Source organism: Marinobacter sp. H13 (assembly GCF_059072335.1).
This window is the reverse complement of sequence record NZ_JCACRU010000001.1, coordinates 4,013,562-4,035,325: the sequence shown is the minus strand read 5'-3', so window position 1 is coordinate 4,035,325 and position 21,764 is coordinate 4,013,562. Positions and strand designations below refer to the sequence as shown.

Annotated in this window: 24 protein-coding genes and 4 pseudogenes; 4 read left to right on the top strand and 24 right to left on the bottom strand. The window is 55.5% G+C overall.

The features are described 5' to 3' along the window. Positions 1-55 precede the first annotated feature (55 nt). A complete protein-coding gene (tnpB, locus tag AC5JQH_RS18870) occupies positions 56-391 on the bottom strand; it encodes an IS66 family insertion sequence element accessory protein TnpB (RefSeq protein WP_168450426.1) in 336 nt (111 codons plus the stop codon). Continuing rightward, positions 388-753, bottom strand: coding sequence for an IS66-like element accessory protein TnpA (tnpA, locus tag AC5JQH_RS18865; protein ID WP_168450425.1), 366 nt, complete (start codon positions 751-753; stop codon positions 388-390). The genes tnpB and tnpA (AC5JQH_RS18865) overlap by 4 nt, the downstream gene beginning before the upstream one ends. A 159-nt stretch (positions 754-912) precedes the next feature. Between tnpA (AC5JQH_RS18865) and AC5JQH_RS18860 the strand changes: the two genes are divergently transcribed. Then, a complete protein-coding gene (locus tag AC5JQH_RS18860) occupies positions 913-1,281 on the top strand; it encodes a LysR substrate-binding domain-containing protein (RefSeq protein ID WP_082040614.1) in 369 nt (122 codons plus the stop codon). Between the two features lie 62 nt (positions 1,282-1,343). On the opposite strand, the gene AC5JQH_RS18855 is transcribed toward AC5JQH_RS18860, so the two are convergent. The 20 genes and pseudogenes from AC5JQH_RS18855 to AC5JQH_RS18760 all read right to left on the bottom strand — a co-directional run. Next, on the bottom strand, positions 1,344-1,691 hold the full coding sequence (locus AC5JQH_RS18855) for a ketopantoate reductase family protein (RefSeq protein WP_210425251.1): 348 nt from the start codon (positions 1,689-1,691) through the stop codon (positions 1,344-1,346). A gap of 15 nt (positions 1,692-1,706) precedes the next feature. After that, positions 1,707-2,288 (bottom strand): ketopantoate reductase family protein, encoded by a 582-nt coding sequence (locus AC5JQH_RS18850; protein WP_210425234.1) that lies wholly within the window; start codon positions 2,286-2,288, stop codon positions 1,707-1,709. Between the two features lie 28 nt (positions 2,289-2,316). After that, positions 2,317-3,015: a class III extradiol ring-cleavage dioxygenase family protein gene (locus AC5JQH_RS18845; RefSeq protein WP_291948268.1), complete on the bottom strand. Its 699-nt coding sequence runs from the start codon at positions 3,013-3,015 to the stop codon at positions 2,317-2,319. Between the two features lie 4 nt (positions 3,016-3,019). Then, the gene (gene thmT / locus AC5JQH_RS18840; RefSeq protein WP_168450424.1) at positions 3,020-3,211 is read right to left on the bottom strand and encodes a 2-hydroxymuconate tautomerase; all 192 of its coding nucleotides are present in this window, start codon (positions 3,209-3,211) and stop codon (positions 3,020-3,022) included. Between the two features lie 18 nt (positions 3,212-3,229). Further along, positions 3,230-4,024 (bottom strand): 2-oxo-3-hexenedioate decarboxylase, encoded by a 795-nt coding sequence (dmpH, locus tag AC5JQH_RS18835; RefSeq protein ID WP_168450423.1) that lies wholly within the window; start codon positions 4,022-4,024, stop codon positions 3,230-3,232. Continuing rightward, on the bottom strand, positions 4,021-5,058 hold the full coding sequence (dmpG, locus tag AC5JQH_RS18830; protein ID WP_168450422.1) for a 4-hydroxy-2-oxovalerate aldolase: 1,038 nt from the start codon (positions 5,056-5,058) through the stop codon (positions 4,021-4,023). Before dmpG ends, dmpH begins: the two co-directional genes overlap by 4 nt. 13 nt (positions 5,059-5,071) lie before the next feature. Continuing rightward, a complete protein-coding gene (locus AC5JQH_RS18825; protein ID WP_291948261.1) occupies positions 5,072-6,007 on the bottom strand; it encodes an acetaldehyde dehydrogenase (acetylating) in 936 nt (311 codons plus the stop codon). A 26-nt stretch (positions 6,008-6,033) separates the two neighbouring features. Further along, complete coding sequence (dmpE, locus tag AC5JQH_RS18820) at positions 6,034-6,819, bottom strand: 2-oxopent-4-enoate hydratase (RefSeq protein WP_345426419.1); 786 nt, start codon at positions 6,817-6,819, stop codon at positions 6,034-6,036. Next, the gene (locus tag AC5JQH_RS18815) at positions 6,819-7,691 is read right to left on the bottom strand and encodes an alpha/beta fold hydrolase (protein WP_345426421.1); all 873 of its coding nucleotides are present in this window, start codon (positions 7,689-7,691) and stop codon (positions 6,819-6,821) included. The genes dmpE and AC5JQH_RS18815 overlap by 1 nt, the downstream gene beginning before the upstream one ends. An 8-nt stretch (positions 7,692-7,699) precedes the next feature. Continuing rightward, positions 7,700-9,160 (bottom strand): 2-hydroxymuconic semialdehyde dehydrogenase, encoded by a 1,461-nt coding sequence (locus AC5JQH_RS18810; RefSeq protein WP_345426423.1) that lies wholly within the window; start codon positions 9,158-9,160, stop codon positions 7,700-7,702. A gap of 31 nt (positions 9,161-9,191) precedes the next feature. Next, positions 9,192-10,115: a catechol 2,3-dioxygenase gene (locus tag AC5JQH_RS18805; protein ID WP_493791800.1), complete on the bottom strand. Its 924-nt coding sequence runs from the start codon at positions 10,113-10,115 to the stop codon at positions 9,192-9,194. A 10-nt stretch (positions 10,116-10,125) separates the two neighbouring features. Next, the gene (locus tag AC5JQH_RS18800; RefSeq protein ID WP_168450416.1) at positions 10,126-10,449 is read right to left on the bottom strand and encodes a 2Fe-2S iron-sulfur cluster binding domain-containing protein; all 324 of its coding nucleotides are present in this window, start codon (positions 10,447-10,449) and stop codon (positions 10,126-10,128) included. Between the two features lie 250 nt (positions 10,450-10,699). Continuing rightward, complete coding sequence (locus tag AC5JQH_RS18795; protein WP_168450415.1) at positions 10,700-11,485, bottom strand: 1,6-dihydroxycyclohexa-2,4-diene-1-carboxylate dehydrogenase; 786 nt, start codon at positions 11,483-11,485, stop codon at positions 10,700-10,702. Between the two features lie 10 nt (positions 11,486-11,495). Next, on the bottom strand, positions 11,496-12,509 hold the full coding sequence (benC, locus tag AC5JQH_RS18790) for a benzoate 1,2-dioxygenase electron transfer component BenC (protein WP_345426429.1): 1,014 nt from the start codon (positions 12,507-12,509) through the stop codon (positions 11,496-11,498). A 160-nt stretch (positions 12,510-12,669) separates the two neighbouring features. Then, the gene (locus AC5JQH_RS18785; RefSeq protein WP_168450414.1) at positions 12,670-13,164 is read right to left on the bottom strand and encodes an aromatic-ring-hydroxylating dioxygenase subunit beta; all 495 of its coding nucleotides are present in this window, start codon (positions 13,162-13,164) and stop codon (positions 12,670-12,672) included. Then, positions 13,161-14,507: a benzoate 1,2-dioxygenase large subunit gene (benA, locus tag AC5JQH_RS18780; protein ID WP_493805849.1), complete on the bottom strand. Its 1,347-nt coding sequence runs from the start codon at positions 14,505-14,507 to the stop codon at positions 13,161-13,163. Before benA ends, AC5JQH_RS18785 begins: the two co-directional genes overlap by 4 nt. A 174-nt stretch (positions 14,508-14,681) precedes the next feature. Then, positions 14,682-14,899: pseudogene (locus AC5JQH_RS18775) on the bottom strand (IS630 family transposase); the annotation flags it as partial. A 301-nt stretch (positions 14,900-15,200) separates the two neighbouring features. Continuing rightward, the gene (gene tnpA, locus AC5JQH_RS18770; protein WP_210425232.1) at positions 15,201-15,368 is read right to left on the bottom strand and encodes an IS66 family insertion sequence element accessory protein TnpA; all 168 of its coding nucleotides are present in this window, start codon (positions 15,366-15,368) and stop codon (positions 15,201-15,203) included. Between the two features lie 27 nt (positions 15,369-15,395). Further along, positions 15,396-16,589: a group II intron reverse transcriptase/maturase gene (gene ltrA / locus AC5JQH_RS18765; RefSeq protein WP_493805848.1), complete on the bottom strand. Its 1,194-nt coding sequence runs from the start codon at positions 16,587-16,589 to the stop codon at positions 15,396-15,398. 668 nt (positions 16,590-17,257) lie between these two features. Next, positions 17,258-17,464, bottom strand: a pseudogene (locus tag AC5JQH_RS18760) (transposase domain-containing protein); the annotation flags it as partial. Here AC5JQH_RS18760 and AC5JQH_RS18755 point away from each other — a divergent pair. Then, positions 17,458-17,712 (top strand): annotated as a pseudogene (locus AC5JQH_RS18755) (transposase domain-containing protein); the annotation flags it as partial. The pseudogenes AC5JQH_RS18760 and AC5JQH_RS18755 overlap by 7 nt on opposite strands. Next, positions 17,702-17,947 carry a hypothetical protein gene (locus AC5JQH_RS18750; RefSeq protein WP_246864569.1) on the top strand — a complete coding sequence of 82 codons (246 nt, stop codon included), beginning with the start codon at positions 17,702-17,704 and terminating at the stop codon, positions 17,945-17,947. The pseudogene AC5JQH_RS18755 and the gene AC5JQH_RS18750, both read left to right, overlap by 11 nt. 345 nt (positions 17,948-18,292) lie before the next feature. Here AC5JQH_RS18750 and AC5JQH_RS18745 read toward each other — a convergent pair whose 3' ends face one another. Next, positions 18,293-19,330, bottom strand: coding sequence for an IS110 family RNA-guided transposase (locus AC5JQH_RS18745; protein WP_200205258.1), 1,038 nt, complete (start codon positions 19,328-19,330; stop codon positions 18,293-18,295). 92 nt (positions 19,331-19,422) lie between these two features. Here AC5JQH_RS18745 and AC5JQH_RS18740 point away from each other — a divergent pair. Beyond that, positions 19,423-19,758 (top strand): annotated as a pseudogene (locus tag AC5JQH_RS18740) (DDE-type integrase/transposase/recombinase); the annotation flags it as partial. 128 nt (positions 19,759-19,886) lie between these two features. Here the strand turns inward: AC5JQH_RS18740 and AC5JQH_RS18735 are convergent. Then, positions 19,887-21,713, bottom strand: coding sequence for a hypothetical protein (locus AC5JQH_RS18735; protein WP_342630632.1), 1,827 nt, complete (start codon positions 21,711-21,713; stop codon positions 19,887-19,889). Between the last annotated feature and the right edge of the window lie 51 nt (positions 21,714-21,764).

Sequence of the window (21,764 nt, the reverse complement as noted above, 5' to 3'; positions counted from 1 at the left end):
CCTGTGCGGCAAGCGATTCGCGGTTCTGGCTATAGCGGCATCACGGCACTTGTGGTTACAGGATGGAGATAACGCCGTCGGCCCCAAGGCGTTGCCAGGGCTGGCCCTGAACCAGGGCGGACAACTGCTCTTCGGTCAGGCGCAGTTGCTCACCGCGCCAGGTTTCGCCCCAGTGGAATTTGCCTCGGTTCAGCCGGCGGGCGCAGAGCCAGATGCCGAGGCCATCGTGGATCAGTACCTTCATCCGGTTGCCCCTTTTGTTGGCGAACAGGTAGGCGCAATGGGGTCTGGCTGAACCAAACACCTGAATAACCCGGGCCAGGGCCTTGTCGGGCCCCGCCCGCATATCCAGCGGCTCAGTGGCCAGCCAGATCTCGTCGATGCGTATCATCCCAACAGGTCCCGCAAAAGGGCAGCACACTGGTGAGCCTGCTCCGCAGGCCACTCCACCACGACCGCACCGCCGGCGCGGGGAATCTCAATGCGGATGGTGCTACGCTTGTCCGAGACCGACGGGTTGCTCGGTGCTGAGGTTGCCGCTGGCAGTTTGACCGGTACAAATTCCGGTGTTTTATCCGCTCGCTGCGCTTCACTCATCCAGCGCCGGACCATGTTGGCGTTGAGGACGTTATCCAGGGAGATCCGGGAAACGGAGGCACCAGGTGCCAGGCATTGAGCAACAATCTGGGCTTTGAATTCCCCGGAAAACCGGCGACGGCGTTGGTAGGGCTTGGTTACGCTTACTTCGTTCATGTTAAGTGTCCACTAGAAAATAAGTGGACACTATCCTGACGGCGGCAGCGCCTGGCTCAAGATGGGATTATCGGCCGCTTACGGATCATGGGCATTTTCCCGGTTTTTGAGCGAAACGGGTAAATTTATGGTGGATTGTATACCCCAGATTCACGGTAAATAATTGCATTTACTCAGGTTTTTATTTTTCAGGGGCGACTACTTACCCTGGATGCAGATCACACGGTACAGAAGTGGCTACAAGGCAGTGGTCGCGACGAAACTAGGGAGATGATCAGCAATAACAGTGACGTATTGATAGAAACGGCGATTGCCGTAGCCGGCACCGCCCTGCAGCCCACCTTCATTGCTGGGGCGGCGATCAGGGAAGGAAAACTGAAGGTCGTCCTGCCAGAGCATGAACCAGAGCCCATGGTACTTTATGCGGTATATGCACACCGGCAGTTGTTGGCAAGCAAGGTTCCTAGCTTTGTCGACTTTATCGACAGTTTTTTCGGCGAACCTCCGTACTGGGACAGGTTCAAATAGCGAGCGCAGGCAAGCCTCCGGTTGCTTCAATGCCCGCCCGTCAATGAATTCATCCCAAGGTTTCAATCACCTGAGTGCATCAATAATGTGTGGACTGCCTCAGTATAGGGAGCCTTAATCCCCAGACGCTCGCAGCGTCGCAGTACCGCCCCGGCAATGGTATCCAGTTCCAGCGGGCGACCTCTTTCCCTATCGACAAGCATTGACGTCTTGATCGCATTGAAGCTACTGATCAGCTCAAACATCTCGCCCAGGTCCTTCTTTCCGAGATTCACGTCGTCTGCCTTTGAGGCTTCGACGGTTTCAGCCATCATTCCATACACGATTTTTCTGAATCCGGGGTGATGGGTAAGGCTTCGAGTATCCAAGCCAGTAAGGGCAGAGAGTGGGTTAACCCCGTTATTAATCAGGAGTTTACGCCAGAGCTAATAGTTAATGTTATCGGAATACCTAGTTGGAATACCGGCATCATTAAAAGCGGCAACCAGGATCTTGAGTAGCGGAGTTCGGGAATCCTGCCTACCGCTGACTTTGGGCCATTCCCCCATCACGATTTGCGCGAGGCCCTCGGCTTCTATAACGCCCGGCCTCGCAATGTGTCCTCCTATAAGGACCGCAAGTCCACCGATGACTCTTTCAGCACCAACTGCTTTCGCTAGCAGTGGTTCATTATCGACTCCGTTCTGCAAGGAAAGCACGGGTGCCCGTCCCTGCTTCAGCCAGTCGCCGAGCTCACTCACCACCGAAACTGTTGCCGTGGCTTTGAGTGTGATGATGATAAGGTCAAACTCGTCAGACTTATATCGGGTGACAAGTTCCTGATGGTCATGAGCAGCCGCCATATGGACCGGCTCGCGACCTTCATAGTGGACTGTCAAGCCGCTCCGCTTAAGCGCATGCAAATGAGCCCCGCGGGCTGTAAGTACAACCTGATGCCCTGCTTCCAGAAACCTTGCTGCGTAGTAACCACCAATGCCGCCGGCACCCACCATCAACAGTTTGAGCATTTACGGAATCCTTTGTTTTTTCCGTAGTTTATTGCATCCAACCATAACCTGCGAGGGACTGCCTGTTCTGATTCAGGGAAAACCCGAACAGGCGCTGGGGCGCTTTCATTCCGCCCAGGCTGAAGGCGGTATTGAGGATACATAATGTCGGTTCTGCCACGGGGCTGCCATTGGTGGCGTACGAACCACCTCCCCTGAGGCTTGAGTTCGACATCGCATTCACCCACCTTTGCTCATCCTCCCACTGCCGGATCAGGTTCCGGATATAGCTGTCGTGGGGCTGATGATAGCTGGCGTTATTGCCATTGGCGTCCAGTCGGTCAAGGCAAATCAGTAATACACCCTGATCCCGTAATGCTTCAATGCAGTGGCCGATCTCCCGATAATGCTCACTGGCCATCCCGGTATTGAGGCGCAATTCAATCACCTCCGCGGGCACCAGCTGTATCATGCTCTCGGCAAGCAGCTTGAGGCCGGGCTCCCGCGAACCATTGACGGCAACCTCAAACCCCCGCGCCTTCATGTCGGATTGCAGGCGCCTGGCCAGAACGCCCTCACCACACTGGTGAAGTATGTTCGGCTGTGCGCCGCCTTCCTCTGAGGTGATAAAAGCCACGCTGTCCACGACTTGATCCCGCGGTACCAGTCGGCGCAGACTCTCCTGTCCCTTGGGACCGGTCAGGGCTTCCGTTTCGCAGGACAGGTACAGCACTGGCAGTTTGCTCACCTGTCTACCGCCCCAGTTTTTTGGCCGACTGACCACCAATACCGAAGTGTTGCTTCGGCATCTCGGTGATCATTACCCGGATACGGTCCATGGGGGCATCCAGGGAGCGGGCCATGGCCTCGCTCACTTCCTGGATCAGGGTTTCTTTCTGCTCGTCCGTTCTACCGTCAATAATGTAAAGCTGAGCAATGGGCATAACGCCTCCTTGTCAGAGTCAGATGAATCGTCCGGAAACGGTTCCCAGTCCCTGATAACGCACAGTGATGTTGTCACCGGGTTCCACGGCGATGGCGGCGGTGATACCACCGGTCATGATGAAGGTGCCTGCAGGGATGTGTTCGCCCCGCTCGGCCAGCAGGTTCGCTAGCATGGCCACGCTGGAGGCCGGATGGCCCAGCACGGCAGCGCCTGCGCCCACATCGACCACTTCGCCGTTCTTCTCGACCACCACACCCAGGGTTTTCAGGTCCACGTCCGCAACGTCGGCCATCTGGCCACCGGTTATAAAGCGGGTCGACGAAGCGTTATCGGCAACCACGCTCACCAGATCGAACTTGAAATTCTCATAACGGGAATCGATCACTTCCACAGCAGGAATCATGAAGTCGGTCGCTGCCAGAACCTGGCCAATGTGACACCCTGGCCCTTTCAGGGGTGCCTTGGTGACGAAGGCAATCTCGGCCTCGATTTTCGGGTGAATCAGTTCTTTGGTGTCGACCACGCCGCCATCTGGCACGCTGAAATAATCGGCGAGGAAACCATAGATCGGGGTCTCGACACCCATCTGTGCCATTTTGGCCCAGGACGTTAGCCCCATTTTCATACCAACGATCTTGTTGCCCCGCTCCTCCTTGCGGCGGCGAATTTCCCATTGAACGTCGTAGGCATCCTCGAAGGTCATATCCGGGTAATCATTGGTGACCTTGGTAATGTCATGGGCCTGCAGTTCGGCGTTTTCCACATGTTCGGCCAGGGCCAGCATCTGCTCGCGGCTCAATGTTTTGCTCATGCGTTTTGCTCCTTTTGGGCGGCCAGCAGATCCAGCGCCACATCCACGATCATGTCTTCCTGGCCACCCACCATACGGCGGCGGCCAAGCTCAACCAGAATATCCACGGCCTTCAGCCCATACTTCTGCGCCGCCACTTCGGAGTGGCGCAGGAAGCTGGAATAGACACCGGCGTAACCCAGCGCCAGGGTTTCACGGTCCACCCGTACCGGGCGGTCCTGCAACGGGCGAACAATATCGTCGGCCGCGTCCATCAGGGCGTAGACATCCGTGCCGTGCTCCCAACCCATCTTGTCAAAGGCGGCCACACAGACTTCCAGCGGGGCGTTGCCGGCACCGGCACCCATGCCGGCAAGGGAAGCATCAATCCGGTCGCAACCTTCTTCGACGGCAACAATGGAATTGGCCACACCAAGGGCGAGGTTGTGGTGAGCGTGCATGCCGGTCTGGGTTTCCGGCTTCAGCACGTCTTTCAGGGCCCGGAAGCGGTCGCGGATGTCGTTCATGTTCATGGCGCCGCCGGAGTCGACCACGTACAGGCAGGTAGCCCCGTAGTCTTCCATCAGCTTGGCCTGTTCCGCGAGACCTTTCGGGGTCTGCATGTGGCTCATCATCAGGAAACCGACGGTGTCCATGCCCAGCTTCCGGGCATGTTCGATGTGCTGTCTGGACACATCGGCTTCGGTGCAGTGGGTCGCTACTCGCACTATTCGTGCACCGGCGTTGTAGGCGTTGTCCAGGTCATGGACGGTACCGATGCCGGGCAGCAGCAGAGTGGCGATCTGGGCGTGGGTCACCACTTCGGCCACCGCTTCGATCCATTCCAGATCGGTGTGGGCGCCGAAGCCGTAATTGAAGCTGGAGCCCTGAAGGCCGTCGCCGTGGGCCACTTCGATGGAATCCACCTTGGCCTGGTCCAGGGCACGGGCAATGTCCTGCACGTTCTTGATGGAGTACTGGTGGCGGATGGCGTGGCTGCCGTCGCGCAGGGTCACGTCGGAGATGTAGAGTTTCTTGCCAGGATTAAAAGTCATCGTTTTTTCCTCCTCAGTTGACCAGCGATTCGGCAATGCGCTCAGCGGTGCCAAGTGCTGCAGAGGTCATGATGTCCAGGTTGCCGGCGTAGGCCGGGAGGTAATGGGCGGCACCTTCCACTTCCAGGAAAATGGAGGTCTTCAGGCCGCTGAAGCGACCAAGGCCCGGGACGTTCATGGGCTGATCGGCCGGAATGTCGTCAAATTGCACTTTCTGTTTCAAGCGATATCCCGGCACATAGCTGTTCACGGCCTTCACCATTTCTTCCACGGAAGCCTCAACTTCCGCCTTGTCTGCCGCATCCGAAAGTACGTACACGGTATCCCGCATCAGCAGCGGAGGCTCGGCCGGGTTCAGGATGATGATGGCCTTACCCTTCTGGGCGCCGCCGACCACTTCGATGGCCTTGGAGGTGGTTTCGGTGAATTCGTCAATGTTGGCTCGGGTGCCGGGGCCGGCGGACTTCGATGAGATGGACGCCACGATTTCGGCGTAGTGCACCTTGGCCACTCGTGAAACCGCCGCAACCATGGGAATGGTGGCCTGGCCGCCGCAGGTGACCATGTTGACGTTGCCTTCCTGAAGCTGTTGCTCCAGGTTCACGACCGGCACGCAGTAGGGACCGATGGCCGCCGGCGTCATATCAATGATCTTGATATTCTCTTTGTGGCCACGCAGGAACACTTCGTTGTGCATATGGGCCTTGGCGGAGGTGGCATCAAACACGATGTCGATGTCGGCGAATTCCGGCATTTTCACCAGTCCGTCCACACCTTCGTGGGTCGTGGCCACGCCCATGCGGTTGGCGCGGGCCAGACCGTCGGATTCCGGGTCGATGCCGACCATGGCCCCCATTTCAATGTTCTTGCCATTGCGCAAGATCTTGATCATCAGGTCGGTACCGATGTTGCCCGAGCCAATGATGGCTGCTTTCAGTTTTTTGCTCATTGCCTATTCCTCATTGCTCTTTTCGATCAGGCAAAGCGCACCGAGGCGCTCCCGATACCACCGATGTCCACCCGCATGTAATCGCCTGCCTTGACCGGTTCCAGCGGTACCAGAGAACCGGACAGAATCACTTCGCCAGCCTTCAGGGAAATGCCAAACTCGCCCAGGGTATTGGCCAGCCAGGTCACGCAGTTCACCGGGGACCCCAGCGCGGCTGCACCGGCACCAGCACTGAGTACACTGCCGTTTTTCTCAACCACCATGCCGCAGGTCACCAGATCCACCTTGCGGGGAGACACCGCCTGATCACCCAGTACAAACAGGCCGCAGGAGGCGTTGTCGGCCACCGTGTCCTGAATGGCAATCTTCCAGTCGCGGATGCGGGAATCGACAATCTCGAAGCAGGGCATAACGCACTCCGTGGCGGCCAGCACATCGGCGTTGGTGATGCCCGGGCCGATCAGATCCTTCTTCAGAATGAAGGCGATTTCACCCTCCGCTCTGGGTGCAATCAGGCGATCGCTGATGGGCATGACTTCGCCGCTGTTGAACACCATGTCGTCGGTCAAATAACCGAAGTCTGGCTGGTGAACGTTGAGCATGTTTTGCACGGCCTTACTGGTAACACCGATCTTCTTGCCAATGATGGATGCCCCGTCCGCCAGACGTCGTTCGAGCATGCGCAAGGAAATGTGGTAGGCATCGTCGATGCTGATGTCCTCACCGCGGCTGGTCAGCGGCTCTACCGCCTCCCGACTCAGCATGGCCTGGTAAAGCTCATCGCCAAGCGCCTGGATTCGTGACTGTTCCATTATTCAGCTCCTTCCGCCGCTTGATCGGCTTCGTTCAGAAAGTCGTTGACCAGCCGGGCGAAACGGTCGGCATGTTCAATCTGGGTCCAGTGGCCACAACGACCGAACACGTGAAGCTGGGCGCGGTCGATCAGTTCTGCCAGCTTGAGTGATGCCTCCAGAGGGATAACTTCATCTTCACGACCATGCAGTATCAGGGTCTCGTGAGGCAGTGCCCGAATGTCTTCTTCCCTGCTGGCCAGGTTGTCGACCCAGCGCTGGCGCGGAGCCGGGAACATGGCCGCAAAAGACTCCTGGAAACCAGGCCGGATGCTGGCCTGGTAGCGCATCTCGGCCAGTTCATCGGTGAGCAGGCCTTTGTTGAAGGCAAACACGTCCATCAGGCGGCGCATGTTTTCAAGGGACGGCTCGTAGCCCCAGACTTCATCCAGCCCTTCGGTAATCGGAAAGCTGACGCCAACCGAGCCCATCAGCACCAGACGACGCACCCGTTCCGGGTGCTCGATGGCCAGGGCAAGAGCCAAGCCGCCACCGAAGGAGTTGCCCACCAGATTCACTTTCTCCAGGTCCAGCGCGTCCATAACACCGATGGCGTGGGCCACCCAGCGTTCACGGTTGTAGGTGTTGTCCTCCGGGCGTTCGGTGTAACCGAAGCCGAGCATGTCCGGGGCCACCACACGGCGATTCTTCGCCAGCTCCGGAATCACCAGGCGCCAGTTGGCCCAGGCAGTAACACCTGGCCCGGACCCGTGGATCATCATGACCGGGACATCACTCTTAGCATTGTCGGCACCGTGGTCATGCACGTTGGTGCGGTAGCCGGCGGCGGTTATCTCACGCCCGATTTCCGGGCTATTTTCAGGTGTAGTCATAAATCGGCTCACAGTTTCACGCAGATATTTTTCATTTCGGTGTAGAACTCAAGAGAGTGAACGCCACCCTCACGTCCGATGCCCGACTGTTTGCTACCACCAAAGGGCGTGCGAAGGTCCCGCAGGAACCAGCTGTTCACCCAGATAATCCCGGCTTCAATCTGACCCGCAACCCGATGCGCACGGGTGATGTTTTCGCTCCAGATCGCAGAGGCCAGCCCATAGGGCAGGCTGTTAGCCAACTCGATCGCTTCCTCTTCGGTATCGAAAGGACGGATATGGCAGCAGGGACCGAAGATCTCATCGGTAACCACCGCCGAGTCATCAGCCAGTCCGGTCCAGATAGTCGGCTGCACCCAGGCACCACCGGCCAGTTCTGCCGGCATATCGGGAACGCCGCCACCGGTCACGACAGTTGCCCCGTCATCCACGGCTTTCTGGTAGTAGGAAAGGACTTTTTCACGATGCTTGAGGCTGACCAGCGGTCCCATATTGGCGTCCGCATCGTCTGGAGGGCCGATCTTCAGGCCCTCCGCCGCTTCTTTCAGGCGGCGGACAAACTCGTCAAAAATCGACCGCTCAACATAAACCCGCTCAGTACCCAGGCAAACCTGGCCACAGTTGGCGAACGCGGAACGCATGGTGCCTTCGATAGCCTTGTCCATATCGCAGTCCGCAAACACCAGGCCGGCATTCTTGCCACCGAGCTCCAGGGAAATATCCCGGATACCTTTGGCGGCGGCTTTCATAATGACCTCCCCGGTGCCGGTCTCGCCGGTAAAGGTGAAGCCATCGACCAGTGGATGCTCGGTGAGGTAGGCACCGGCAGAATCTCCGCCGAAACCATGGACCACGTTATAGACACCGTCCGGAACACCGGCCTCTTTCATCACTTCGCCAAGAAGGGCGGTCGTGGTCGGAGTTTCCTCAGAGGGTTTGACCACCACCGTGTTCCCGCAGGCCAGGGCTGGTCCGACCTTCCAGGTCATCAGCAGCAGAGGCAGGTTCCAGGGGCTGATCACGCCAATCACGCCTTTGGGGCGGCGAACGGCATAATTCAGTGCACCGGTGCCATCCGGCGTGGGCATTTCAAAAGATTCGGTCGGAACATTCTTGATCATGTCCGCGAACACTTTGAAGTTGGCGGCGCCCCGGGGAATGTCGATGTGGCTTGCCAGAGATTTGGGCTTGCCGGTATCGAGGCATTCCGCCTCCAGGAACTCATCAAAACGGGCATTAATACCGTCCGCCACCTTATGGAGAATGGCGGTACGCTGTTCCAGAGTCATCTTGCCCCAAGGCCCCCGCAATGCGGCCTTTGCGGCCTGCACTGCGGCGTCAACCTCTTCCCTTCCGGCTTCGTGGACCTTGCTGATCACTTTACCGTTGGCGGGATTGACGTTCTCGAACAGCTTGCCACTGGCTGAGCCAACGTACTGCCCGTTGATGTAGTGCTTGATGTCTTTCATTGCTGCTAAGTCCTGTTTCATCCGTTCGAGATCACGTCAGAACCGTCATGAAACGTTCGTTCAGTGCCCGGTCGTGATAAAAGATCGCTTTGCCGAGCTCTTCCGTCTTCCAGGTGACCGGTTTGTGATCCGGGTAGAAATAATCGCCGCCACAGAACACTTCGTTGCGGTTGCCGGACGGGTCGAAAAAGTAGATGGTCTGGCCGTGGGTCAGACCGTGGCGGGTCGGGCCGATATCGATGGAGGTATCGGTCATCGAGATCAGATCCGCCGCCCGCAGTACGGCTTCCCAGGTATCCAGGAAGAAAGAGGCGTGATGGAACTTGCCTTTCTCTTCGTGGTGGATGAAGGCCACGTCGTGCTCCTTCATGGAGACAGTCAGAAACTGCGCTACACGAGTGCCTTCGGGGTCCAGTACCTGCTCGGCCAGATGGAAGCCCAGTACGTTCACGAAGATGTCGTACACGGCAGCCAATTCCGGGCCGTAGAACAAAGCGTGGTCAAAACGCACGGCTTTCATGCCCTGCAGGCCACGGGGCCAGGCTTCCGGGTTAACGCTGGATACGCCCCACTTACCGGTGTACTTCTTGTCAGCATAGAGTTCAAAGGCATGACCGGAAGGCACGGTAAAGCGAACGCGGCGACCGCAGTCTTTCAGCTCTTCTGCCGGTACCTGCTCAACCTCAACACCGTAATCAACCAGGTCTTTTTCGAGCTGGTTCAGGGCGGCTTCGTCCACCACCTTGAAGCCCATGAAATCGCAGCCCGGCTCATCGGCTTCAACCAATACCACAGAGAATTTGTCCACTTCGGTCCAGGCTTTCAGATACACGCGGCCCTGGTCGTCGCGGTCGGTTTCGATCAGCCCCATCAGGTCTGTGTAGTGTTTGACGGCTGCTTCCAGATCAAGAACTCGAATCTGAACGTGGCCGGGACGCATCACACCTTTTTTCATGACAGTTACCTCAACGGTTTTTTGTTGTTTGCTTCGCAGGTGCCGCCTCAGGCAGAGGCACGCACTCAATGATCAGATCAGTCAGTGGGTAGATCCGGCAGGCCAGAACTTCCCCTTTTTCAACGGCTTCAGGCGGGGCGTGCCGCTTGCTCATCTTGCCGCACTCGAAATGCCCTTCCAGAACCTGAATCTTACAAAATCCGCAACCACCACCCCGGCAGCCCACGGGAACACACTTCAGGTCCCTCTGCTCCATGGCCTTGAGCACACTCTGGCCCTCCTGGCAGGTAAAGTGGTCTCCCGTCGTGCGGTTAACTACCTGAAACACGGCCATGCTACCTCCTGGTCAAATCTTCTTGAACAGAGCCGAGCGCCGCCTGTCTACCGCGCCGTCAGCCGCTGCCGAGAGTTTTTCCATAGTTAGCAGGCTGTCGGGCTTAAGGCTGATCTACTGCTTTCCCACCTTGCTCGTGACGATCGCTTAAGTCCAACAGGCTACTGCCCGAAACTACCTTCTTAAGGCGAACGCGCACTACCCAACCACAGACGAAATCCGTGCGTGACTCCTGATTGGAAAAAAAGGGTCACCCCTGATAACCGCCGCCCACCGGTAGTACCATACCTGTAACATACGAGGCCTCGTCTGAAGCCAGAAAAAGTATGGCATTGGCCTGCTCTTCCGGAACGCTGTAGCGCTTCATGAAGCTCAATTCGGTAGCCTCATCAACGATGGCCTGATACCACTCCTTCTCCAATTGGCTCATGGTTTCACTATTACGCGGAATCCGCCGCTCGCCAACATCAGTGCCACCCGGTGCTACTGCATTGACACGGATGCCGTATTTGGCATTTTCAAACGCCATGCACACGGTCAAAGCATTTACGCCCCCCTTGGCCGCAGCATAGGGCACACGGTTAGTGCCTCGAGTTGCGAGGGATGACACATTTACGATCACTCCACTTTGCTGTTTTTGCATCTGCGCCAGAACTGCATGGGAGCACCAAAGGGTCGGAAACAAGGAGCGACGAATCTCGGCTTCGATCTGCACTTCCTCGTAGACTTCATAGGGCTGAACCCAGATCGTACCGCCGACGTTATTGACTAGAATGTCGATACGGCCAAAATGACTTATCGCCGAATCTACTGCCTTGCAGGCACCTGCGTACTGCTCCAGATCGACGATGCTGGTCTGGACGTTTGCCGCACCGGCGGCCAGAGCCTCCTCTGCCACCTCTTTGACGATCTCGGAGCGATCCACCAGCAGCAGGCTAGCTTTTTCGGCGGCCATCTGCAGGGCAACGGCACGACCGATACCCTGGGCAGCTCCAGTCACAATAGCGACGCGGTTTTCAAAACGTTCACCTCTCATTTAGCTTTCCTTACTTGCTGGTCGTAAACTTCTCATAGTAGAGGCTGGCCGGTTGACTACCCCTTTCCTGCACAAAGCTGCTAACAGCTTCGACCATCGGCGGCGGACCACACAGATAGATATCGACATCGCCATCATTCAAATGGCCAGGTTCAATATGATCTGTGACGTAACCCTTCTGCGGCCAACTGCTCTCGTCTGAGGCCACGCAGACACCAAATGTGAAGTTGTCGATGGCCCCGGCGAAAGCTTTAAGCTTGTCCAGCTCGACTAGATCAACGTCGTGCGTAACGCCGAAGATTAGGTGGATCGGATAGGCGCTTCCGTCCTGCTGAATGCTTTCCAACATCGCCAGGAAGGGTGCCAGCCCCGTTCCCCCAGCCAGCATCAGTACCGGGCGCTTCACTTCACGCAGGTAAAAGCTGCCAAAGGGACCGCGCAGAGTTATGCTGTCACCCACGCTGGCCTTTTCCGTCATGTAGGTGCTCATCAAGCCTTCGGGCACCACCCGGATCAGAAAAGACACCGACTCATCGGCCTGATTGACCATGGAGCTGAAGGAGTAGGCACGCCAGTGGTCAGTCCCCGGCACCTGTACATTGACATACTGCCCCGGCAGAAAATGCATGGCCCGCACCTGATCACCGGAAACGGTAAAGGACAGGGTGGAGTCAGACAGACGGTTAATCTCAGTCAGCCTGGCATGCACGTCGGCCTTCTGGCTGCGCACACAGACTTCTGACGAGGCCGGCACGGTAACGACACAATCCGACTCCGGAATCATGCGGCAGGTCAGAACATACCCCTGTTCGGCTTCCCGATCGGACAGCGCATCCTCGATATAGCCATCCATCTCATAGCTGCCCGATTCGCAGTGACACTTACAGGTTCCACAGGCACCGTCACGGCAGTCGAGCGGAACATTGATTCCGGAACGATAAGCGGCATCGGCCACCGTTTCCATCGGTAGCGTGGTAATAAATCGAGTTACATCATCTTCAAAATTGAGCGCTACTTTATACACTGTTTGCTACCTCAGGCCCCTTCAAGGGTGCCGACGACACACCGAGAGGCGCTTGTTATTAAACCGGGTAATTCAGATCTGGAAATATCGGCTGAAAGCCCCGTGGTTGCTGTATGCTGACTGACAGAAATAACCACGAGGCTAATATATCGGAACGAATTCAAAGGTGATAGATATCCACAACGTGGTGGATGTAGTCGTTCTTCAGCACAGCCTTCTTGCGCTTAATCTTCAGCTTGCCGTCTTCACCACGAATCAGCGTAACAAACGCGGTACCGAAATAGGTATCTACGTTGTTATAACGTACGCTGTGGGTCATCCAGCTGTAGCGCACTTCTGCATCATTGGACGATGCAGCGAGCACCTCCAGGTTGCTCAACATGTGCTGAGTACGTGGCTCCGGCAGCGAACTGGCGCTGGAACGCTCTGTCTGGATGCGGAAAACACGATCCTCAATTCCATCCCGCTTATCATAATAGAGCAACGACATCTCTGACTGCGGATCTTCCGTCAGCCCGCCGTCCACATCCCAACATGGTACCCAGAATTCAGAGTTCTTATCGTAGTGCTCAAGCCAATGATTATAATCCTTGTCATCCAGCGCACGCTGCTCAGAATGCAGAAAATCACGGATCTCGTCGTAACTGATTGTCATGGTTGCTCTCCCTTTTCCTTGCGCGCCGCTTTGGCAATCATTTGTTGCCAGTAATGGTGCTGAGCAATGAACAGACCCTCATCTTCAGACTTCTTACCACTCATCATAGGGTGCAAATCGATACTCTTCGCCCCTTCGTCCGGCCCATCGATCCAGTGTTCAGCACCACGACTTAGGTCATTCCAAGGTTGCTTCATGGCCTTAAAACCTTCCTGGCATGCACGAAACTCTTCTAGGTCGTCCGGAGTCGCCATGCCGGAAGCGTTAAAAAAGTCTTCATACTGACGGATGCGGTGGGTACGCGCTTCAGCACTTTCCCCCTTGGGCGCGATGCAGTATATGGTGACCTCGGTCTTGTCCACGGAGATTGGACGGAAGTGACGAATCTGGGAGCTCATCTGATCCATGAGGAATACGTTCGGGTACAGGCAAAGGTTACGCAACTTGCCTATCATCCAGTCGGCACGATCAGCGCCAAACTTTTCGATAAGTTCGTTTCGGCGATAGTACAATGGGCGATCCTCCGGATTAGGCCAGTCCATCCACAGCAGAATGTGGCCATGTTCGAAGGCATAGAATCCACCGGTTTGCTTATTAAAGGTGGATAGGTCCATCGCCTTAACATCATCAGTGGACATGCCGGCCTTACGACGAGCCACCGTGGCAACGTAGTTCCAATGAGTAGCAGATGCGTGGTACCCATCAGCACCATTCTCGGCCTGCATTTTCCAGTTGCCGTCATAGACGTAAGTCGATGAGCCACGCAACACCTCCAGACCTTCCGGCGACTGATCTACAATCATGTCGATAATTTTGGCGGCTTCGCCCAAATGTTCAGTCAGCGGTTTGACATAATCATTCAGCGAGCCAAAAAGGAAGCCTTTGTAGCTTTCCAGACGCACCTTTTTTAGGTCATGAGAGCCTTCGCAGTTAAAGGAATCCGGATAGCCGGCATTGTCGGGATCCTTGACCTTGACCAACTTTCCGGAGTTATTGAAGCTCCAGCCGTGGAAAGGGCAGGTTAAAACCGCCTTGTTATCCTTTTTTTTGCGACAAAGAACAGCGCCACGGTGGGTGCAGGCATTGATAAAGCAGTTCAGCTCACCATCTTTATTGCGGGTAATGACGATGGGCTGACGTCCGATATAACCAGTAAAATAGTCGTTTGGGTTTGCAACCTGGCTTTCATGCGCCAAATATACCCAGTTGCCTTCGAAGATGTACTTCATCTCCAGCTCGAACAACTCGGGATCAGTGAACATGTCGCGACGACCACGATACAGGCCTTTTTCTTCATCGGTTTCGATTAGACCGCCTACTTTTGCTATCAGATTATTGTGCATGGACCACCCTCCTTTTTATGATTTCATATTGAAGGGCCGTCCCGGGAATCACTATCCAGTGAGTGCACTCTTTATCCTAGGATTGCAAAGGCTGGATTTTGTATTGCATCTTCTGTTCAATTAAATCGTACGGCAGCGTCATTAACGTACTAGTGATCTGTCTGGGTAATCCGTTTATTTATTATCAATAACACTCAGTTTTGCTCGCGCCACGGAAGTCATAATCGATTCTGCACTCTTGTGCCAGCGAAACGGCTTTGCCAACTTCTCACTATGAGTCTTGATAAAGCGACGAATCGCCGTTTTGAGTTCGCCCACACTTGTGAAAATGCACGGTATAAAGCACGACGTTCCAGCTGACCAAACCAGCCCCCCACCTCATTCAGCCATGCCCCCTCTGGCAGGATAGTTGGCACTACTTAATTTTTAACCAGTTTGGCGGTTCAGGTGTTGATAGTGCCTCGTTATTCCGATGAGCGTAAAGCAGCAGTGCTGGCGAAGTTGTCGCCGCCCGGACCAGGGCACTCAGGCCCCGAAACGATTTGCGCATGTTGGTGGGCTCGGCACACAGCCAGATGCGCGCCTGGCTATCGAGCCCGATCATCCGTGCTGGCTCAGCCGCAGTTTGGCGCCGTTGCCGAGGCTAAGCACAATGTTCCAGCCCGGACCGGATGATGGAGACCTGCCCACCAACTATGAGACATCCAGAAAACCGGCTTCAGCGGAACCTGACGACTCATCAGTCGACGGATCGGACAGGCGCTTGCGCCAGTTGCAGAAACTGGCGTAGCCGATATGGTCTTGCTTGCAGAACTGCATGGCTGACAAACGGTCGCGGTAGGAATGCTGATCACTCAGCACCCCCCGCACAGATCCCAGCGTGCGCTGCTAACGCACTGGGCTCCTCCCTCGGGTTCTGGCGTCAAAACGATGCAACGGTTGTGGATGCAAGATACGGACTTTCGGAAAGAAGAAGTTACGGATCGCAGCGAAGCGTGACCAGGGCATTCGGTGGCGTTGGCTTCGACGCCGGAGCATCTTGAGCCATAGCCGAGATACCCGGAACACGAACCCCGACACCCTCTCCCCGTTTCCAGGGACGGCGAAGTAGTTCATGTGCCCCTGGATTACGCGGCGGAGCCAGCGCCCGGTTTCGCCAATGGGCCGATTTATTCGCCGTCGCAGGGCGTCTTTTACCGCCCGCAACTGCGCCCGCAGTCGCTTGCGCGACGTTACGCGGGCAATCTTGAACCAGCCATTTTGGCGAGATCGGGTGCAATAGTGAGTAAAGCCCAGAAACTCGAAAGTTTCCGGCTTCCCCAACCCCCTTTGCCGACGCTTCGCCGACGCAAAACGGCCAAACTGGATCAGCCGGGTTTTATCGGGATGTAAGTCCAGACCGAATTTAGCTAGCCTGCCAGCAAGGGCTTGCCTGAAGGTGTACGCATCACGCTCGTACTGGAATCCCAGCACTGTGTCGTCAGCGTAGCGTATGACCACCACATCGCCATACGCTCTCCTCTTTCGCCAGGTATCGACCCATAGGTCGAAGACATAGTGCAGGTAGATGTTGGCGAGTACCGGTGATATGACAGCTCCCTGCGGAGTGCCCTTCACACTTCTGATTACCTGCCCATCTTCCTGCACTCCGGCAGTGAGCCACTTCCGAATCAAGCGCAATAAGCGCTTGTCCGCGATACGGTGCTCCAGGAATCGCATCATCCATTCGTGCGACATGCTGTCGAAGAATTTACGGATGTCTGCGTCCAGGACCCAGTTGATCTTCTTCCTATAAAGTCCCGCCTGTACCGCATCCAGTGCGTCGTGTTGTCCTCGACCCGGCCGAAAACCATAGGAGAACCCCATAAAGTCCGGCTCGTAGATCGCATTCAGGACGAACACCACTGCCTGTTGAACAATTTTGTCTTCCAGGCACTGGATGCCAAGGGGCCTTGTCGAACCATCCGCCTTCGGAATGTAAACCCGCCTTGCGGGTCTGGCTCGGTAGCTCCCCTTGTGGATACGGCGGTTGAGATTCTCTAACCTCGCATCTAGCTCGCTCCCATACGCTTCCCATGTCACTCCGTCTATACCAGCGGCCGATCTGCGCTTGAGCGCAAAGTAGCTTTGGTGTAACAGCGGAATATCAACATGATGTAGCAACGCAGAGAAGCGAGTTTCTTTGTTCCGTTGCGCCGCCTGGCGCACGGTCAGCAAACCGGGCGACGCAGCGACCTGGCTCTGAGTCCAGACTGCGGCGGCTCGCTGACCGTTTCCCTTGGGTCCGGTCCTTTCCTCCAATCTCTCCGCAGGTACCTTCGCACCGTTGTTCGAGATCTTCTCAGGTACTACGACCGGATCCGACTTCTCACCCACGTTCATACTCATCCTGCGGTGTTACCCTTCGGTAAGTCGCCTCGGCTATGCCGGGGTGGGTGAGACCTCCCAGGTTCCGCACAAAAGACGTCGCCACGTGCACCGGGTCTACGACTGCGTGGAGTGCCACCACAGCTTGCCATCGCGCTGAGATGATTGTTGCCTTCTGTTTCGCTTAACAACATCCGCTCTCCAGAATTGGGTTTCGCAGCTCAATACCGAGCCCATGGTTTCCCCTGTCAACACTTCACACGCGACCTCGCGATCGGGTGCGCATGACTCGGGGCCGGGGCAGCTGGCTAGGCCTTACCCCGTGCGGGACTTTCACCCACTATCTTTTGCCAGCTTTTCCTGGCGTACTAAGCGGCCGCCCATCACACCTTGTCAGGTATAGCCGGCTTCCAGTTGTGGGGCAATAGCTCGTCGATGGCGTTGTTCTTCTGCGTCGGAAGGCGGGTCAGCACATCTTTCAGGTAAGCATAGGGATCATGGCCGTTCAGCTTGGCTGACTGGATCAGTGTCATGACCGCAGCTGCCCGTTGACCACTGCGCAGTGATCCCGCAAACAGCCAGTTGGACCGAACTGGGCGCGGAACACCTGGGCATCATCCAGAGCCTGATCAGCACCTGCAAGCTGCACGATATTAACCCCTACACTTACCTGGTGGACGTGCTGCAACGCATCAGCCAGCATCCGGCCAGTGAAGTGGTGGATCTGACACCGCGACTCTGGAAAACTCGGTTTGCCGAAAATCCGCTACGGGCGCTGATCGATCCGCGCCATCCTGGCCGACAGAGCAAACAGCCGGAGGCCGTTCATGCGCATTGAAGACATGAGCATCGACCAGTTGCTGGAACTGAACCAATACATCTGCCGGCGCATCGACGAACTGTGGGATCAGGAAAATCTGCAGGCGCTGAGCCAGTTGCGGGTGGGCCTGAAAGTGACCTTCGAGGGCCGGGACGGACCCGTGCTGGGCATCGTCACCAAGATCAACCGCAAGAGTGTGATCGTGTTAGCCGAGGACGGCACCAAACAGTACAAGGTCTCGCCGGAGTTATGAGGCCACTGCGTGACGTGAAGTAGGTCAACTACGTCGTGGAATGAACGTGTATGGACTCCTCCTCTATTGCAAGCACTTTGTCTGATCGCGACTAAGGTACGACTGCCTACGTGTATTCGGTCTCTTTAATGATGCCGTCCCTGTAGGCATCGGACCCTGATGGGCTATCCGCGCACTGGTTCCCAATCGCTTACACGAGCTCAAGGCTCCACGTTCATTAGGGGTTTCCCAGCGCCGGTTCGACCTGTTCGCCATCAATCAAAATGCCATGCAATCGTGGTGTTGGACGTCTCCTGAAAAGTTGCCGGTTGTTACCCTGGCACACTCAGCCTTGCAGCTACCCACTCAAACTCCTGCCGCTGAGAGCCCTTCGTTATAGGCTTCCTCGTTGTGTACCAGCGCCCAGGCAATACGGGCTGTTTTGTTGGCCAATGCCACCGTTGCCACATTGACATGCTTCCGGGCGGCAAGGGCTTTGAGCCAATGACTCAGTCCGTCGTCTTTGCTCTCAACATGACGCAACACGGCCCGTGCTCCGTGAACGAGCAGCTTGCGCAGGTAACTGTCGCCGCGCTTGCTGATCCCTAACAGACGATCCCGTCCCCCGGTGCTGTGCTGTCGAGGTGTCAATCCAAGAGAAGCGGCAAAGTCTCGTCCTTTGCGGAAGGCCTTCCCGTCGCCCAGGGCACCTGCCAAGGCACTGGCTGTGAGCGGCCCCACGCCGCGTAATGTCATTAAGCGCTTTGCTACAGGATCCTGCCTGACACTCTCAGTGATCCGGTCATCAAGGGCTGTGATGCGATCATCAAGATGCCGGAGGTCCTCGGCCAACCCATTGAGCAGAATGCGGAAACTATCGGTAAGCTCGCTCTCAGCATCTTCAAGCCAGCCTGGTAAGGCCCGGCGCAGCTGCTGGATGCCCACTGGCGCTACAATACCGTACTCGCCCACTAAACCCCGGATCTGGTTGGCCTTGGCCGTGCGCTGCCCCACAAGCTCTTCCCGGATCCGATGTGCAGCCTGAATATCCTGCTGAGCGACCGTCTTTGGAGCGACAAATCGCATGTTCGGGCGACTCATGGCTTCGCAGATTGCCTCCGCGTCTACTCGGTCGTTCTTGTTGCTCTTGACGTAAGGTTTGACAAATTGGGCGGCAATCAACCGAACATGATACCCCCGCTTCTGGAGTTCCCGAGCCCAGTGGTGTGATGACGCGCAGGCTTCCATACCAATCTCGGCGCCGGCCGGTACTTTTCGGCTGAGGGCATCAAGCCACTTGCTGCGAGAATACTTGCCTTGCCATCGAGTTTGGCCGTGACGGTCTACGCCGTGCACGTGGAAAACTGATTTGGCAATATCAACACCGACACGGATAATGTTCACTTGGGCTTCTCCTCATCTTCATGATGGTTGGCTAATCACTCACCATTTTGCCACGTAGATGCCGGTGAGGTGAGGAGGAGTCCATCCCATTGCTTACACTGAATCTGCGCATCAAGCCCAAGAAGCGTCTGGTTCGTGAAAAGCCGGAACCATTGGCTGTGCCGGAAATGATCAACGACAGTTGGTCGATGGACTTCATGCACGACCAGCTCAACGACGGACGCAGTTACCGGCTGCTGAATGTGATCGATGACTTTAACCGCGAGGGGCTTGGCATCGAAGTGGACTTCTCGCTTCCGGCAGAGCGGGTTATCCGATCACTGGAGCAGATCATTGAGTGGCGGGGTAAACCGCGTTCTATCCGCTGTGACAACGGACCTGAGTACATAAGCGGCAAGCTGTCAGCCTGGGCTGAAAAACGGGAGATCAAGCCAAGCCGTTTACCTTAAGTGGTGCTCGCTTCCGGGGCGGCCAAAATAAAAAGAGCCAGTGACCGATAATCACTGGCTCTTTTTTTGTCAAAATTTCTGAACATATCTTGAGAATAAATCCCTGTCTAACGCCGGTTATTGAGATAAACGATTTTTTTCACTTCGACTGGACCTCTCGCGAGCCCAAGCCTCATCGCTGGAGTTTGACCTGTCTTCTTTTCGCTACAGTAGTTGTAGTAGACCCGGAAAATCTCACCAATCATGGTATACATGGTGGGATCGTAGGCTGAGTAGCCATACCAGGTTCTGCCTTTGCTGGTTCCCGAAGTGAAAGGTCTCTCAAAATATGTCGAGAATCGACGAATCTTCATGAAAAAGCGATCAACCGGTGCCAGCGTCGCAATCCTATATAAATTTGCCTGGTGCTCACGATCAAGCCTTTCAACATCAGTGATTGCTGCCACCATTTTTTCTGGCTCTGCCATCGAGGCACCTGGATGCTCAATCCATTTCTCAGGAGACTTTGGAATCCGAATCGGTTTTTGAAGACGCTCCAGTATGATGTTGTTCGAAACATCAACGATATCCTGATAGGTCAGGCTACGAAGTGGCACCCCGGACATAACCGAAACCATTTTCCGGAATCTGGCGACGATCTTTTCTTTTTCATCAACAGTTTTGTTCTTCGCGGCTCGGATCAGAAAACCGTCCGAATTACCTTCGGCAACCATCTCACGAAAAGCAGATAGATAGGCTGCCTTCATGCCACTATCAAGATCCATAAAAAACCGGGTCTTTTCGGTACTCTGGAAAAGCCGCTTTAACAGAAAGAAATGTGCCATCATCGTGTACTCATTGTGAATCAGCACACCTTTGGGCGGAAGAATATTGGTGCGGTCAAAGTGTTCCGATGAGTCACTTAGATTCAATTTCTGGTCGGCAAGAGTCCTTATTTGGACCTCATCCTTCAAGCTTCCTCCAACTGGGAGGTCCTGTTTCGAAGGGAGCCCTTTCAAATACTCATTGAACTCTTGCCGTAGCCATACACGGGCGTACTTTCGGTGGTGTCGAGGGGTTTCATATTCGCCAATCGCCTCAGCGTCCTTCTCAATTTCTTCTGCATCGACACTGCCGTCGAAATTAAAGTTAAAGGCAAATACGTAACCGGTATCCTTGCACGCTGTAGCAATCCCGTAGATATCGCAATTTCGTTTGTCCTCTCGCTTGGTCCAGTTGCTCACCACAACTTGACGATCCGTGCAAAAATACATTCTCCTGAACGCTCTGTTCTCAAGATCCCTTTCTCTACCGGCTGAAAATTCCTGACACTGCCGATAGAGGAACCGAATCTTGTCGTAAACAGTTTTCGTGGATATGTCACAGAGGAACGCGATTCTGCGAATAGGAACCTTGCTAACGAGAAGCTTAAGTATCTGGATGTCAATGTGAGGCTTGGAATGCTTCCGGGTTTTTGGGCGCGATGTAAAACCTTTGCCGCAAACCCCACATTTCAGGCGCTGATTGCCGGATGCCGTTCGGCCATTTCTTTTGACTGATCCGGCGACGTTACCTATATTGCTATCACAGTCGGCATTTGGACAAGAAGGCATCTTTGGATCTAAATGACGTGAAATTCGGTTTAACTCTTCAACCACAGCCTGATTGCTTTTCAGTGAGGTAGAAATTGCGCCAACCTCAAGTCCATCGCGCTTTTTCTCACGGCACTTTAAACAGAAAATCGATGAGGTTCCTTTACCGGTTCCGGACACTTGAAAGAGACCACTCCCTTTCTCGTAAGCGCCGAGGCTAACTTCAACTGCTCCATCAGAATTTTTGACAGGAGTCAGTGCCAAAAAGCTTTCACATGTCGGATTGCGGCACCCATTGACCTGAATGCCAGCCACTGGAAGAGGGATGCGGGGATGTTGCTGCTGGCCAGATATCGAACCCATAAAAAAAGCGCCATACTGTCTGGATATCCAGTAGTATAGCGCTTTCGTCGG